Here is a 13,887-nt window from a genome sequence, read left to right on the forward strand (position 1 = left end):
TTTGAATAGTTCAGCGGGATGCGCAGGGAAGAGAATGGAACCTCCTGCGTATCCCACATACCAACAGAAATAGGGGGAGAGGTTATGTCCCACAGGTCAGGAGCAAGCGGGAGTTATACGCTGTCCCGTAAAGCGAAATGGTTTTCATCGTGGAACAGTTATTTGTTTGTATTGCCTGCGCTAGTGTTTATGGTTGTCTTCATCGGATTTCCGCTGATTTACAATCTAATCATGAGCTTTCAGAACGTCAACGTGTACAACTTGAGCGGGAAACATGATTTTATCGGTTTCTCCAATTACATTAAATCACTGAAAGACCCCGTATTCTATACGGCATTGCAAAATTCCGTCGTGTTTACCGTGTTGAGCTTGTTTTTTCAGTTTACGATCGGTTTTGCGCTCGCGTTGTTCTTTAATTTGAAATTTCCGGGACGTAATTTGTTCCGTTCTTTGATGCTGCTGGCCTGGATGCTGCCGGTGGTGATTAGCGGTACCGTGTTCCAATGGATGATGTCCGGGGATTTCGGGGTCATCAATTATTTTCTGCAAACGTTAGGGATCATCGATCAGCCCGTAAACTGGTTGAGTGAAGGAAGCACCGCCTTGCTGGGTACAGTTGTAGCAAATATCTGGATCGGGATTCCGTTCAACATGATCATTCTGTTGTCCGGTCTGCAAGGCTTGCCCGACCATTTGTACGAAGCGGCCAAGCTGGACGGAGCCAATCGGCTGGTGCAATTCCGGCATATTACCCTCCCGCTGATGCGCCCGACGATTCTCGTGCTGCTGATTCTGGGCATTATCAATACATTTAAAGTGTTCGACCTGATTTTCATCATGACTTCGGGCGGACCGGTGACCTCTTCGACCGTACTGCCGATTTACGCGTACCAAATGTCCTTCACGACGCTTGAATTCAGCCAGGGTGCTTCGGTGTCGATGATCATGTTTCTGATCCTGATCGTCATTTCCATCGTGTACCTGAGAATGTCCAGCAAAGAGGAGGTCCACTAAATGACTAAGACAAAATGGCGTTCAGCCGGTGCGACCTTGATCGGCATTCTGATTATGATTGTGTTTCTTTTTCCGGTGTATTGGATGGTCAAAACTTCGGTCACGCCGGTTACGGAGCTTTATCACAATCCGCCTCATATTTTGCCGGTCGCGGCTACGTTCGAATCTTATATCAACAACTTTGTCCGCAACCAGGACATGATCGGCTATATCGGCAACAGCTTTATTATCGCTGCGGGAACGATGATCCTGTCGCTGCTCTTGTCGATTCCGGCAGCCTATGCCTTGGCACGGCTCTCCATTAAGGGGAAAGCGATGATCATGATCTCGGTGCTGTCGATCCAGATGCTGCCGGGGATCATGATGGCGATGCCGCTGTATATCATGTTTTCCAAAGTGCACTTGATCGACAATTTCGCCGGGCTGATTTTCGCTGACCTGATTCACTCGCTACCGTTTGCGATCATTACGCTGCGTCCGTTTTTCCTGGCTTTGCCGGGCGGACTGGAGGAAGCGGCGAAGATCGATGGCTGCAACAAGTTCACTTCGTTTACAAAAATCATCCTGCCGCTGGTGAAGCCCGGCTTGATGACGGTCGGGGCCTTCTGCTTCCTGTTCGGCTGGGGAGATTTCATTTTCGCCCTGACGCTAACCTCCAGCAATGAAGTTCGTCCGCTGACGCTCGGGTTGTATCGCTTTATCGGGCAGTATGGAACCGAATGGAACAACCTGATGGCAGTGGCGACGCTGGCGGCTTTGCCGATTATCATCATCTTTGTGTCCATGCAGAAATATGTGGTCGGCGGGGTTACGGCCGGGGCCATGAAGGATTAACAAGAACGGCAATATTTTTGCCATTGGAAGGAGTGAGAGCATGAAGCCATTGGTGTACATTGCGCGGGAATTGCCTCAGCCAGCGGCAGAGTTCCTGGAACAACATTGCGAGTGCCGCTATTGGCAAGGGCCGGGAGACATCAACGGCGCCAAGCTGGCCGAGGAAGTCGGAGATGCCGAAGGGTTGTTGGTGACGGGAACGCCGATTGATGAAAAGGTGCTTGCATCAGGCTCGAAGCTAAGAGTTGTCGCCAATTTGTCGGCGGGATACAACAATCTGGATTTGCAAGCTTTAAAAGAGCGGGGGATCATGGCTACTCATACTCCCTACGTCTTGGACGATACGGTAGCGGACCTCGCGATGGCCTTAATCCTGTCCTCCGCCCGCAGGGTAACCGAGCTCGACCGCTTGGTCAAAGCGGGACAATGGAAAAAGAGCATGGACACTGAGCTGTATGGGCTGGACGTGAATCATAAACGGCTGGGTATCATCGGCATGGGCCGGATCGGCGAAGCGGTAGCCCGCCGGGCGAGCCTCGGTTTTGAAATGGACGTAGCGTATTACAACCGTCGGCGCAAGCCGGAAGCGGAGGAGCGGCTTGGCTTGACCTACTGCGAACTGGAGGAATTGCTAGGTACATCGGACTTCGTGCTTCTATTGACCCCGTTGACGCCGGAAACCCGGCATTTGATGGATGAGGCGCAGTTCAAGCTCATGAAGCAAAATGCCATTTTTATTAATGTATCCCGCGGGGAAACGGTTCGGGAAGAAGCGCTCGTTAAAGCGTTGGAAGAAAAATGGATCGCAGGCGCAGGTCTGGATGTCTATGAGCAGGAACCGGTTTCGCCGGGCCATCCGTTGCTCGGGATGAACAATGTGGTAACCCTGCCGCATATCGGGTCGGCCACGGCCGAAACCCGGAACAATATGGCGATGTCCGCGGCCAAAAATCTGGTGAACGCGTTGGCCGGCCAATCGCCGCTCGATATCGTGCCGGAGCTTAGGCCGTATTTTTTATAAATATATATAGACAGGTGGAGGAACAGGGATGAAATTTACTGATGGGTATTGGCACGTAAGACCGGGGGTCACGCTCAATTATCCGGTGGAGGTTCGAAGCGTCCGCTCGTCACCGGAGCAACTGACGGTATTGGCTTCCTGCAAAAAAATCATCAAGCGGGGCGATACGCTGAATACCGCGATCCTGACTGTCAACTACACGTCCCCCATGCCGGACGTCATCGCGGTGGAACTGGTTCATCATAGCGGCAAGCTACCGAAAGGGCCGGTATTCGAGAAGCATGTCGACGAAGGGGTACAGGTATCGGTCGAAAATGGCGAGGAAATCGCTACTCTAACCAGCGGAAAGCTCAGCGTGCAAGTGAACAAAAACGAAGGCTGGAGCACGCATTTCATCTACAATGGCAAGCGTCTGACCGGAAGCGGCTACAAGAGCCCGGGGCACATGAAAATGCCCGATCAATCCACTTTCATCCGGGAACAGCTGGATTTGGGCGTGGGGGAATACATTTACGGGCTCGGCGAACGGTTTACGCCGTTCGTGAAAAACGGGCAGGTCGTCGACCTGTGGAACGAAGACGGCGGGACATGCAGCGAGCAGGCTTACAAGAACGTACCGTTCTATCTCTCCAACTATGGCTATGGCGTGTTCGTCGACCATCCGGAGCGCGTCTCCTATGAAGTGGCTTCGGAAGTCGTGTCCAAGGTGCAGTTCAGCGTACCTGGCGAAACGTTAAAATACTATATTATCGGCGGTTCCAATCTGAAGGAAGTGCTGAATAACTATACCAAGCTGACCGGAAAACCGGCGCTGCCGCCGGCCTGGTCCTACGGTCTTTGGCTGACGACGTCGTTTACGACCAGTTATGACGAGGGCACGGTAAACAGCTTCATCGACGGTATGATCGAGCGCGAAATTCCGCTGCACGTATTCCATTTCGACTGCTTCTGGATGAAAGAGTTCCATTGGTGCGATTTTCAGTGGGACAAAGACGTATTCCCGGATCCTCAAGGCATGTTGAACCGCTTGAAAAGCAAGGGCCTGAACATCTCCGTCTGGATCAACTCCTATATCGCGCAGCAGTCGTACTTGTTTGATGAAGGCAAGGAGAATGGCTACCTGGTGAAGACGAAGGACGGCGACGTCTGGCAATGGGACCGCTGGCAGGGCGGCATGGGCTTGGTCGACTTTACGAATCCGGCTGCGGTGCGCTGGTATCAGGATAAGCTGAGAGCGCTGATCGACATGGGCGTCGACTGCTTCAAGACCGATTTCGGCGAGCGCATACCGACCGACGTGGTGTATTTTGACGGCTCGGATCCGGTCAAGATGCACAACTATTACACGCATTTGTACAACAAAGCGGTATTTGAAGTGCTGGAAGAGACGAAGGGGAAAAATGAAGCGATGGTATTCGCCCGCTCGGCCACGGCGGGAGGACAGCAGTTCCCGGTCCATTGGGGCGGCGACTGCTCTGCTACCTACAATTCGATGGCCGAGACGCTGCGCGGCGGATTGTCGCTGGGCTTGTCGGGCTTCAGCTTCTGGAGCCACGACATCGGCGGCTTCGAGAGCACGGCCACCCCGGACCTCTACAAGCGCTGGTCCGCGTTCGGCTTGCTGTCCTCGCACAGCCGCCTGCACGGCAGCCAGTCTTACCGGGTGCCTTGGCTGTTCGACGATGAAGCCAGCGACGTGCTGCGCCATTTCACGAAGCTGAAGTCCACGCTGATGCCGTATTTGTACGGCACCAGTGTGGAAGCGACCCGGACGGGCGTGCCGGTTATGCGCGCCATGGTCCTGGAGTTTCCGGGCGACGCGGCTTGCGAAACGCTGGACCGCCAGTACATGCTGGGCGACTCGCTTCTCGTCGCCCCGATCTTCAACGACGAAGGCACGGCCAAGTATTATTTGCCGGAAGGCCGGTGGACCAACTTTTTGAGCGGCAACGTGGTGGAAGGCGGCCGCTGGGTGCAGGAGCGGCATGATTACTTCAGCCTGCCGCTGATGGTCCGCCCGGGCAGCCTGATCGCGGTAGGCGCGAACGACCTGCGGCCGGACTACGATTACGCCGACGGCATTGCCCTGCATTTGTTTGAACTCGGCGACGGGGAGACGGCATCCGCTTCCATTTGCGACGTTAGCGGCGTCCATGAGCTGGAAGTGAAAGTGACGCGCCAAGGCCGCACGCTGACGGTAACCGCCGAAGGAGCGGATAAACCGTGGGAGCTGGTGCTGCGCGGCATCGCCAACGTCGCGTCGGCCGACGGCGGGACGGCGTCGGAAGGAGACTTGGGCGTGACCATCGCCGTTGATCGCGGCGTCCGCGCGCTGAGCATCGAGCTGTAAACCTGGCTAATCAATTCAAGTGTACGAATAGAGTGAATAAGACAGGGCTGCCTTGCAGGTTATAGGTAGCCCTGTTTTTTTGGTTATAAGGCGAATGGGAACTTCCGTCATGCACCATTCACCATGATTCAAGCTAATATCGCTCCAGCAACAAAAATAACTGGAAAACCTCCAGTTATTCTTTAGCCACACGGTCAGAATTTAAAATTAACTGGAAAACCTCCATCTAATTTCAAGGTTTCAGCGGGTATCTGGCTGTTTTCGTGAAATTAACTGTAGTTTTTCCAGTTAAATGCTGCAAGAAAGCCGCAAAGGTAAAAATAACTGGAGGTTTTCCAGTTAATTGCGCAGGCTCAAGTAACTTTGACCCCAAAAGGAGTAACTATGAACACCAGCAAACTAAACGAGCAGATAGTAACAGTGCCGCAGAAATAAAAGTAACTATAATGCCGGAAGGGGTAACTTTTAGCACCAAGTAGATTGAACGATAATAAAAGTAACTGTGCCGCGAGGTAACTGGCATTCTAAGCGACGTAAGCGATGGATAGAGTTGGGGATGAGTAGCGGAAGCAAGAAGCAAGAAGCAAGAATTAAGAAGCAAGAAATAGCAAGAAGGCCGGACTGGGGACGGCCGGAATAGACAGAAATATGCCCCAATAAGCGGATTTTTTCCCTACCCAGATTTGCAGGGGAAAGGTAAAATCTTTGTAAACGCTTTACGCAGAGGGAGGAAGGACGAATGAAGCTGCATTTTACCGGAATCGCGGCCGAGGCGGGACTATTACCCGGAATCGGGGAGTTGGCGAAGGAGTTGCTGTTCATCGAAGCTGTAGACGGGCAGCCGGTGCGGGTGGAATTATCGGACGGAGGACTGGAGGTAGGGCTGGAAGACGGAGTCGCGTACATACGTTATGAACGAAAGCATCAGTTTTTTCGCGGGCTGGGGCTGCTCGTGCAGTATGGGCGGAACGGGAGAGCTTTTCATATTAAGGAGGAGCAGCAATTCGATACGATCGGTCCGATGTTTGATTTGTCCCGCAACGGTGTGTTGACGGTGGACAGTTTCAAATTCATGCTGCGGAAAATGGCCCTGATGGGGCTGAATTCGGTCATGCTGTATATGGAAGATACTTACGAACTCGAGGGGGAGCCCTACTTCGGATACATGCGGGGCCGGTATTCGCCGGCCGAGCTGCGGGACATCGACGATTATGCGGACCGGTTCGGCATCGAGGCTTTCCCGAGCATTCAGACGTTGGCGCATTTGGAGGAATTCCTTAAATGGGAGCCGGTATCAGGGTATAAAGATACGAAAGGAGCCCTCCTGGTCGGTGACGAAGCGGTGGAGGCGCTGATCGGAAACATGCTGGAGGCGGCCAGCGCGCCGTTCCGGAGCCGCAAGATTCATATCGGAATGGACGAGGCGGAGGAACTGGGCCGGGGCAAATATCTGGACCGGAACGGCTATCGGAGCCGGTTCGATATTATGACGGGCCATCTGGAAAGAGTGCTTGAGGACGCGCGCAGCCGCGGGTTAAAGCCGATGATGTGGAGCGATATGTTCCTCAAATTCGCCTCCGCCGACGGGAGCGAGCATTATGACGCTGACACGCCGATTCCGGAGGAGATGGCCCGCCGCATTCCGAAGGACGTCGACTTGGTGTATTGGGATTACGCCCATCAGGAGCAGGAGGATTATGAAAAGCTGATCGCCAAGCATCGTCCGCTCGGTTGCAACCTCGTTTTCGCGGGCGCGGTGTGGGTGTTTAACACGTTCGGCGTTAATTACGGCCTTTCGCTGAACGCGACCGATGCAGCTCTTCAGGTTTGCAAAAGAGAGGGAATTCGCGAAGTATATGCGACAATGTGGGGCGATGACGGTATGGAGAGCAGCCCGTTCGGAGCGCTGCTGGGCCTGCAGTTTTATGCGGAATACGCTTATACGGCGGGCAAACCGGCTTGGGGGCAGGTGGCGGAGCGCGTTAAGTTCTGCACTGGGATCGAGGCGGAAACGTTCTTGAAGCTGAAGTACCTGGACGAGACGCCGGGGGCGGAGCCGGACAACCGGAAACAGAGCAATCCTTCGAAATTCCTGCTGTACCAGGACGTGCTGCTGGGCCTCTTCGACAAACAGATCGAAGGGCTGGGGATGTCCGCCCACTATGCGAAGCTGGAGCAGGACATCCTAAGCGGCCGTAGCAAGGACGCGGAGCTGGATTACATCTTCGAGGTGCCGGAGAAGCTGTGCGCGGTGCTGAAGCGGAAAAGCGAAATCGGCACCGAACTGAAGCGGGCTTATGACGCCGGGGACTGCGCGAAGCTGAGAGCGATTGCGGAGGACGTGCTGCCGGCTATCGCGGAGGACGTGAAGGAGCTCCGGGCCGCGCACCGGAGGCAGTGGCTGCGTATGTTCAAACCGTTCGGCTGGGAGGTGCTCGACATCCGCTACGGCGGGGTCTTGACCCGGCTGGATACGGCTTGCGTCCGGCTGCTTGATTACGTGGAACGGCGCATTAATGTGATCGAGGAACTGGAACAGGAACGGCTGGTGTACAGCTCGGTCAACCGGTTTAACAACAAAGGAGCGGGCTGGTGCAGTTACTATTACCGCATGGCTTCGCCGAACGTGTTTTTTCACGTGTTGAACCCTTTCTGAGAAGCAAAAGACCGGGCCGTTCAGTGAACGGACCCGGTCTTCTTGTTTCTTATGTAAGTGGAAATTATGTATACATGCCTGGAATGCCCTACGCTATTAAGCTGCGAAAGTGTTCGGCGGGATTGGATTGTTGAGCTGATATGTAGTCGAACTGGAGTATCCCCAAACCAGCCACAGAATGCCGTATACCGGAGGAAGAAAAATATTAAACAGGACATAGGTGCCGCTCTTCCCGAAAGCATTCAACAATTTCACTTGCCAGATAATTGTGAATACGATATTGGCGACCGGTACGAAGTACATGAGCACCCACCAACCGCTTTCCTTGATTAATCGCAGCTGCAGGATGTTCATCAGGATCGGAACGAAAGCAAACCAGGCGATATGGTCCAGTCCGGCTTTCTTCGCCAGCGAAAAATAGGCGCCCGCAAACAAGACATACATCGCGATTGCGAGCAAAAATAAAAACCACATACAAATACCCTCCCTCAAAATGAAAAAATAAATTTCAAACCGGTTTATATAATTCTACAATAAACGCAAATCACCTCCTTAATCTACAATTTTTTTCGCCCTTTTTGTCAAATTTACTGTGACAGTGATTCAAATATGAATATTAAACACTTTGATGCTTTGTCTTCTATATGAGTTGGTGCCGCCGCGGAACCTAGAGGAGTTCCTTCCGCTTCTTGAGATACAGGTACAGAATCAGGCTGGCCAACGAGCAGATCACGGCGCAAAAGCCGATGAAAGAATAACCTGCCTGTAATCCCCGAAGCAATCCGATCTCCGAGCCTTGGCTCGTTATAAAGAGCAGCTTGATGCCGTCGGTGATGGCCCCGATCAAGTAATTACCGAGGACGCTGCCGACCCCTATCATCGTGACAATGAAGCTGATGGCGGTATCGCTATTTCCACGGTAGCGGTCGGCGATCAAGGCCATGACGGTCGGATAGACGGGTGCAATGCCGACGCCGGCAATGGCGAACAAGGCCGCACCCGGTTCCCCTGCAAGGATGGCCGCAAAGGTGCAGATCCCGGTAAATCCGGCAAATATAATCAGGGAAAGCGTATATCCGATCTTATCCGTAATCGGCCCCGCGACAAGCCGGGCAAAGGTGAAACAGAGAAAGAATGCGGATAGCATTCCGGACGCCGTGCTAGTGTCCCAGCGGTAAGCTTTTTCCAGGAAATTGACCAGCCAGCCTCCGACCGCCATTTCCGAGATGACTCCGAACGAAAGAATGGCCACCAGCAGCCAGATCACCGGATCGCGCATGAAGGATTTGACCGGGATTCGGTCTTCCTCCGCCACATTTTTAACGGGGAAGTGTCCAAGTAAGGCCGGGATCATCGGAATGAGCGACAGCAGCAGAATGACCAGGTACATACCTCTCCAATCCAGCGTGTGGCCTTCGACGGTAAGTGTCATCAGTCCGGTGGCGAGCATGGGCGCGACGATGGAACTAAGTCCGTAGAAGAAATGGGCGAGATTCATCATGGTCCCCATGTTTTTCACGAAGATCTGCGCCGCCAGCACCGCAAGGGCGATTTCCAGCATGCCGTTGCCGATGTACATAAGGAAATAGGAGCCGGACAAAGCCGGATACGTGCGGGAAAAGAACATCAATACTCCCGTAAGCGCCATAAGGCCGAAGGAGAGGGCGCTGACCCATTTGACGCCCCACTTTCGCACGAGAAAGGCGGTAAAAGAGCAGGCAAGCAAATAGCCGAGCGAATTCAGCGATAAGAGGGTTCCGATTTGCATCTCATCCAAATGAAAATCGGTCTGGATGCGCGGAATGGCGGGACCTTTCACATTTTCGGAAAATCCGAAGATAAAGAAACCGATAAAGACGGTGAGCATCGGGAAAAGAACCCGTATACTGCGTTTGGATTTAACCTGAACAGGCTGTAAATTTGCCATGTTGCCTCCATGAAGTAGGTGAATTTATGTCCGGAGCCTGGGGCTTCCGCCACAGGTGCCGAACAGGGAAAATCGTAACACAAACTCCAGGGAAGCGGCCATATAACTTTTATATTAAAATCATGCTCATAAGGAAAACCCCCTTCTCCGGTTGTCCGGTAAAGAGGGTTCCTGCCTGCTGGTTGCCGCGGGCGGTTAAGCCTGCTCGAACATCTAGCGGTTAATATCGCACTTGTTCATAATGAACGAAATTTGATTCTCCAGCCGGTTGATGCGTTCCTGCGTTTCCTGATCCCCGGCGCCTTGTCCCCGCAATTCGGCAAGCTCCTGTTTGAGCTGATGGAGATCGTCTCCGGCACTTGCGCAGTCGTAGTCGCTTTCCAGATTGTCCAGCATGGTCGTCCTCCTTGTTTGGCAGTTGTCCTTTCCCTATTATGGAGGATTATCCCGGAGTTATTCATCTCTTTGGACCGGATTACACCAGCTTTTTACGAATAGCTCCCGAGATCAGGTCGATGACCGTGATCATGACGATAATGCCGAGCAGGATGATGCCGACGCGGTCCCAGTTGCGCGAACTGAGCGCGAAAATGAGCGGAGTGCCGATGCCGCCGGCTCCGATGACGCCGAGAATGGTGGCGGACCGGAGATTGATTTCAAACCGGTATAGCGTATAAGACATAAACCCGGGCAGCACTTGGGGCAGCACGGCGAACCGTAAAATCTGCAGCCGGGTCGCTCCGGCGGCGATCAGCGCTTCGGATGGTCCCGGGTCGATTTGCTCGACTTCATCGGCAAACAGCTTGCCAAGCATGCCGACGGAGTGAAGGCCGAGCGCCAGCACGCCGGCAAAAGATCCGGGACCGACCGCTTTGATGAACAGCAACGCCATCACGATTTCCGGGAAGGTCCGAATCAGGCTGAGCAGTATTTTTCCGGAGCCGGAGGTCAAACGGGAACGGCTCATATTGGCTGCCGACCAGAACGCGAAGGGAAAGCACACAATCGTGGAGATCAGCGTTCCCAAAATGGAGATGGCCAGCGTATCAAGCAGTCCCCGCAGCAGATCTTCTCCGTCCGGCAAATAGACATAGTCCCAATCCGGCGAGAACAGGCCCGAAGCAATCGCCTTCGTCACTTGCCCGGCCGTCTCCTTGATCCCGCCGAAGGGAATGCCGACAAAGGCCCAAATGTAAACCGCGGCCAGCGCGATATAGATAAACCAGCGGAGCGGACTTTTTTTCGGCTTGGGTGCGATTTCGTTCCATGACTTTGTCATAATAGTCTCTCCCGCAGTTTTGTGCTGATATAGTCGATGATCAAGACGACGGCAAGGGTGAACAAGATAATCATGGCCGTCTTGTCATATTCAAAAAATCCGAGCGTCACTTCGTAATAGTGGCCGATGCCGCCTGCTCCTACGAGCCCAAGCACCGCCGCCGCCCGAACGTTGATTTCGAACGTGTACAAGGTGAACGAAGCGAAATGGGCCTGGATTTGCGGGACCACGCCATAAACAATAATCTGTACAAGATTTGCCCCGGCGGCGGTCATCGCTTCCAGCGGACCGGGGTCGATGGCTTCAAGGGCTTCGTAAGTAAGCTTGGCGATCAACCCTATCGAAAAGACGGACAAAGCGAAGATCCCCGGCAACGGACCGATCCCGAAGATGGCGACGAAAAGTGCGGCCAGCAGCAGGTCCGGAATCGTCCGGATCAGATTCAGCAGTAAGCGGACCGGATAATAGATCCATCTGCTCTTGATCAGATTGGCGGCGCAAAGAAGCGCCACCGGAATCGCGAAGAGCGCTCCGATCGTCGTGCCGACGAGAGCCATGCGGATCGTTTCCAGCATCGCTTCCAAAATATTGTCGAGATAGGTCCATCTCGGCGGAAACATTTCGCGGAGCAGGTCGAGCATATTGGGAAAGCCCTGAACCAGTTCGCTCAGCGTGGAATCACTCTGCACGGCGCTTCCCCAAACCAGCAGCAGGATAAAAGCCGCGGTCAGATAGTGCTTTGTTTTGCCCGGCGCTTTGGGACGGATCGGCGAACGCCGTCCCTGTTGTTCCGCTTCCAGCTTAGCATTCATACGGCGGCTTCCTCCAGCAGTTCTTCCTTGCCGAGCGGTCGTCCGTAAATCTCGGCAAATTTCTCGTCCGTAGCTTCCGACACCGGGCCGTCAAAGACGACTTCTCCGGCTCTGAGCCCGATAATCCGGGTAGCATACTGCCGGGCGAGATCAATGAAGTGCAGATTCACGATCGTCGTAATTCCGGATTCCAGATTGATCCGTTTCAAATCGTCCATGACTTGCTTGGTCGTCAGCGGATCCAGGGAAGCCACCGGCTCATCGGCCAATATGATTTTGGCTTCCTGTGCCAGCACCCGGGCGATGGCTACCCGCTGCTGCTGCCCGCCGGACAACTCGTCGGCGCGGGAGTATGCCTTCTCGGCGATATTCACCCGATCCAGCGCCTGGAAGGCCAGTTCCACATCCTGTTTTGGGAACCGGCCTACGACGGTGCGCAGGGTGGAGTGATAGCCGACCCGCCCGGCCAGCACGTTGCGGAGCACGGACGTGCGCTTCACGAGATTGAAGCTCTGGAAGATCATGCCGATATCCCGGCGGATCATGCGCAAATTTCTGCCTTTGGCTGCCGTAATCGATTTGCCGCCGATGATGATTTCGCCTTCGGTAATGTCATGAAGCCGGTTCATCGACCGCAGAAGAGTCGACTTGCCGGCACCGGACAACCCGACGATCGCCACGAATTCCCCTTGGCCGATTGTCAGATTGATATGGTTCAGTCCTTTGGTTCCATTAGCGTATGTCTTGGATACATTGCGGATTTCGATCACGCGGCATTCATTCCTTTTCAGAGGTAGTTCAAAAAGTCGGATTTTGATCACGAAGTGACTCATGAAGTCTAGTCGACATCGAATCTTGAATTCAGACAGTCCTTCTCGGTGCCGAAAACCCGGCCCTTTGAACATCTACTCTTGAAAGAGTCAGTCCAAAAAGCCGGATTTTTGGTCATTTTTTAAATTGCGGAAATACTACTCGGTCTTTACCTTCTCGCCGTATTCACGGACGATATCGAAGAGGCTGTCTTCGGATTTAACATAACCTTCGTGCGTGTAAATTTCGGAAATGATCTTGTGGCCTTCTTCGTCCTTACCGATCTCGATGAAGGCGTTTTGCAGCTTCTCGATCCATTCTTGGCTCATGTCGGAACGGACGCTGATCGTATCGTTCGGAATTTTCTCCGTATAAGTCAGGACGCGCGTATCTTCAAACACGGTCGGGTAATCGTTCTTTACGATGTTCCGGGCATCCTGGAAAATCGCGGCGGCGTCAACATCGCCGTTCAGCACGGCAAGCACGCCTTGGTCATGCCCTTTTACCGTAATCGGTTCTACGTCCTTCAGCGGATCGATTCCCGCTTCCAGCAGCTTGCCTGCCGGCCATACATAACCCGCCGAGGAGGTAACGTTTTGATAAGCGATCTTTTTCCCTTTAAGGTCTTCGACTTTTTGAATCGGGGAATCTTTTTTGACGATAATCATCGCTTTATAGAAGTCGACCAGTTCGTCGGTCGGTTCGCCGGTTTCGTCCTTAACGCCAAAACGTTGCGCTTGGAGGATTACTTCGGCGGCGCCTTTCTCTTTAGCGAGTACATAAGCGGTTGGAGGCAGGAAGCCTACGTCGACTTTTTTGGAAGCCATCGCTTCAACAATTACGTTGTAGTCGGTCGACACACTGACTTCTACCGGAATGCCGATCTTGTCGGACAGCAGCTTCTCCAGCGGTTTGGCTTTGGCTTCGAGCGTATCCGCATTTTGGGAAGGAACGAATTGAACGGTCAATTTCTCCGGTGCATATCCGGTATCTTCGGAAGCCTTGTTGTTGCTGGCGTTCTCGGGTTTCGAGTTTTCCTGGCCGGCGTTAGCCGCCGCCTTGCCGCCGGTGTTCGATGCGGCTTCATTGGCACCGCAGCCGCTGATTACGGCGATGGATAAGAACAGGGGCATGATCAATTTTGTGATTTTTCTCAAAGGGTATGACCTCCACTTTTTTTTTAT

Annotated in this window: 12 protein-coding genes; 5 read left to right on the forward strand and 7 right to left on the reverse strand. The window is 53.5% G+C overall.

Annotation, left to right across the window (positions count from 1 at the left end; translation table 11 throughout):
• The first annotated feature begins 84 nt into the window (after positions 1-84).
• The 5 genes from DFP94_RS18215 to DFP94_RS18235 all read left to right on the forward strand — a co-directional run bounded on the left by DFP94_RS18215 (position 85) and on the right by DFP94_RS18235 (position 7,875).
• On the forward strand, positions 85-1,014 hold the full coding sequence (locus DFP94_RS18215) for a carbohydrate ABC transporter permease (protein WP_114497890.1): 930 nt from the start codon (positions 85-87) through the stop codon (positions 1,012-1,014).
• On the forward strand, positions 1,015-1,848 hold the full coding sequence (locus DFP94_RS18220) for a carbohydrate ABC transporter permease (protein ID WP_114497891.1): 834 nt from the start codon (positions 1,015-1,017) through the stop codon (positions 1,846-1,848).
• 40 nt (positions 1,849-1,888) lie between these two features.
• Positions 1,889-2,869, forward strand: coding sequence for a 2-hydroxyacid dehydrogenase (locus DFP94_RS18225; RefSeq protein WP_114497892.1), 981 nt, complete (start codon positions 1,889-1,891; stop codon positions 2,867-2,869).
• Positions 2,870-2,897: 28 nt separating this feature from the next.
• A complete protein-coding gene (gene yicI / locus DFP94_RS18230; protein WP_114497893.1) occupies positions 2,898-5,219 on the forward strand; it encodes an alpha-xylosidase in 2,322 nt (773 codons plus the stop codon).
• A 739-nt stretch (positions 5,220-5,958) separates the two neighbouring features.
• Positions 5,959-7,875, forward strand: coding sequence for a beta-N-acetylhexosaminidase (locus tag DFP94_RS18235; RefSeq protein WP_114497894.1), 1,917 nt, complete (start codon positions 5,959-5,961; stop codon positions 7,873-7,875).
• Between the two features lie 96 nt (positions 7,876-7,971).
• Here DFP94_RS18235 and DFP94_RS18240 read toward each other — a convergent pair whose 3' ends face one another.
• From DFP94_RS18240 to DFP94_RS18270, 7 genes are all read right to left on the reverse strand, one after another.
• Positions 7,972-8,349: a DUF5684 domain-containing protein gene (locus tag DFP94_RS18240; RefSeq protein ID WP_114497895.1), complete on the reverse strand. Its 378-nt coding sequence runs from the start codon at positions 8,347-8,349 to the stop codon at positions 7,972-7,974.
• Positions 8,350-8,542: 193 nt separating this feature from the next.
• On the reverse strand, positions 8,543-9,802 hold the full coding sequence (locus DFP94_RS18245) for an MFS transporter (RefSeq protein WP_114497896.1): 1,260 nt from the start codon (positions 9,800-9,802) through the stop codon (positions 8,543-8,545).
• A 213-nt stretch (positions 9,803-10,015) separates the two neighbouring features.
• Positions 10,016-10,198 carry a DUF2524 domain-containing protein gene (locus DFP94_RS18250; RefSeq protein WP_114497897.1) on the reverse strand — a complete coding sequence of 61 codons (183 nt, stop codon included), beginning with the start codon at positions 10,196-10,198 and terminating at the stop codon, positions 10,016-10,018.
• A gap of 79 nt (positions 10,199-10,277) precedes the next feature.
• Positions 10,278-11,081, reverse strand: coding sequence for a phosphonate ABC transporter, permease protein PhnE (gene phnE, locus DFP94_RS18255; RefSeq protein WP_114497898.1), 804 nt, complete (start codon positions 11,079-11,081; stop codon positions 10,278-10,280).
• Positions 11,078-11,893 (reverse strand): phosphonate ABC transporter, permease protein PhnE, encoded by an 816-nt coding sequence (phnE, locus tag DFP94_RS18260; RefSeq protein ID WP_114497899.1) that lies wholly within the window; start codon positions 11,891-11,893, stop codon positions 11,078-11,080. The genes phnE (DFP94_RS18255) and phnE (DFP94_RS18260) overlap by 4 nt, the downstream gene beginning before the upstream one ends.
• Positions 11,890-12,663, reverse strand: a complete 774-nt coding sequence (phnC, locus tag DFP94_RS18265) for a phosphonate ABC transporter ATP-binding protein (RefSeq protein ID WP_114497926.1) — start codon at positions 12,661-12,663, stop codon at positions 11,890-11,892. Before phnC ends, phnE (DFP94_RS18260) begins: the two co-directional genes overlap by 4 nt.
• Positions 12,664-12,861: 198 nt before the next feature.
• On the reverse strand, positions 12,862-13,836 hold the full coding sequence (locus DFP94_RS18270; protein WP_181873210.1) for a phosphate/phosphite/phosphonate ABC transporter substrate-binding protein: 975 nt from the start codon (positions 13,834-13,836) through the stop codon (positions 12,862-12,864).
• Positions 13,837-13,887: the final 51 nt, after the last annotated feature.

It is taken from the genome of Fontibacillus phaseoli, assembly GCF_003337355.1.
GTDB classification, from domain to species: domain Bacteria; phylum Bacillota; class Bacilli; order Paenibacillales; family Paenibacillaceae; genus Fontibacillus; species Fontibacillus phaseoli.

Excerpts from the sequence above, each read along its gene's own strand:
- DFP94_RS18215 (WP_114497890.1), top strand. The coding sequence starts at position 85 with ATGTCCCACAGGTCAGGAGCAAGCGGGAGTTATACGCTGTCCCGTAAA.
- DFP94_RS18220 (WP_114497891.1), top strand. The coding sequence starts at position 1,015 with ATGACTAAGACAAAATGGCGTTCAGCCGGTGCGACCTTGATCGGCATT.
- DFP94_RS18225 (WP_114497892.1), top strand. The coding sequence starts at position 1,889 with ATGAAGCCATTGGTGTACATTGCGCGGGAATTGCCTCAGCCAGCGGCA.
- yicI (WP_114497893.1), top strand. The coding sequence starts at position 2,898 with ATGAAATTTACTGATGGGTATTGGCACGTAAGACCGGGGGTCACGCTC.
- DFP94_RS18235 (WP_114497894.1), top strand. The coding sequence starts at position 5,959 with ATGAAGCTGCATTTTACCGGAATCGCGGCCGAGGCGGGACTATTACCC.
- DFP94_RS18240 (WP_114497895.1), bottom strand. The coding sequence starts at position 8,349 with ATGTGGTTTTTATTTTTGCTCGCAATCGCGATGTATGTCTTGTTTGCG.
- DFP94_RS18245 (WP_114497896.1), bottom strand. The coding sequence starts at position 9,802 with ATGGCAAATTTACAGCCTGTTCAGGTTAAATCCAAACGCAGTATACGG.
- DFP94_RS18250 (WP_114497897.1), bottom strand. The coding sequence starts at position 10,198 with ATGCTGGACAATCTGGAAAGCGACTACGACTGCGCAAGTGCCGGAGAC.
- phnE (WP_114497898.1), bottom strand. The coding sequence starts at position 11,081 with ATGACAAAGTCATGGAACGAAATCGCACCCAAGCCGAAAAAAAGTCCG.
- phnE (WP_114497899.1), bottom strand. The coding sequence starts at position 11,893 with ATGAATGCTAAGCTGGAAGCGGAACAACAGGGACGGCGTTCGCCGATC.
- DFP94_RS18270 (WP_181873210.1), bottom strand. The coding sequence starts at position 13,836 with ATGCCCCTGTTCTTATCCATCGCCGTAATCAGCGGCTGCGGTGCCAAT.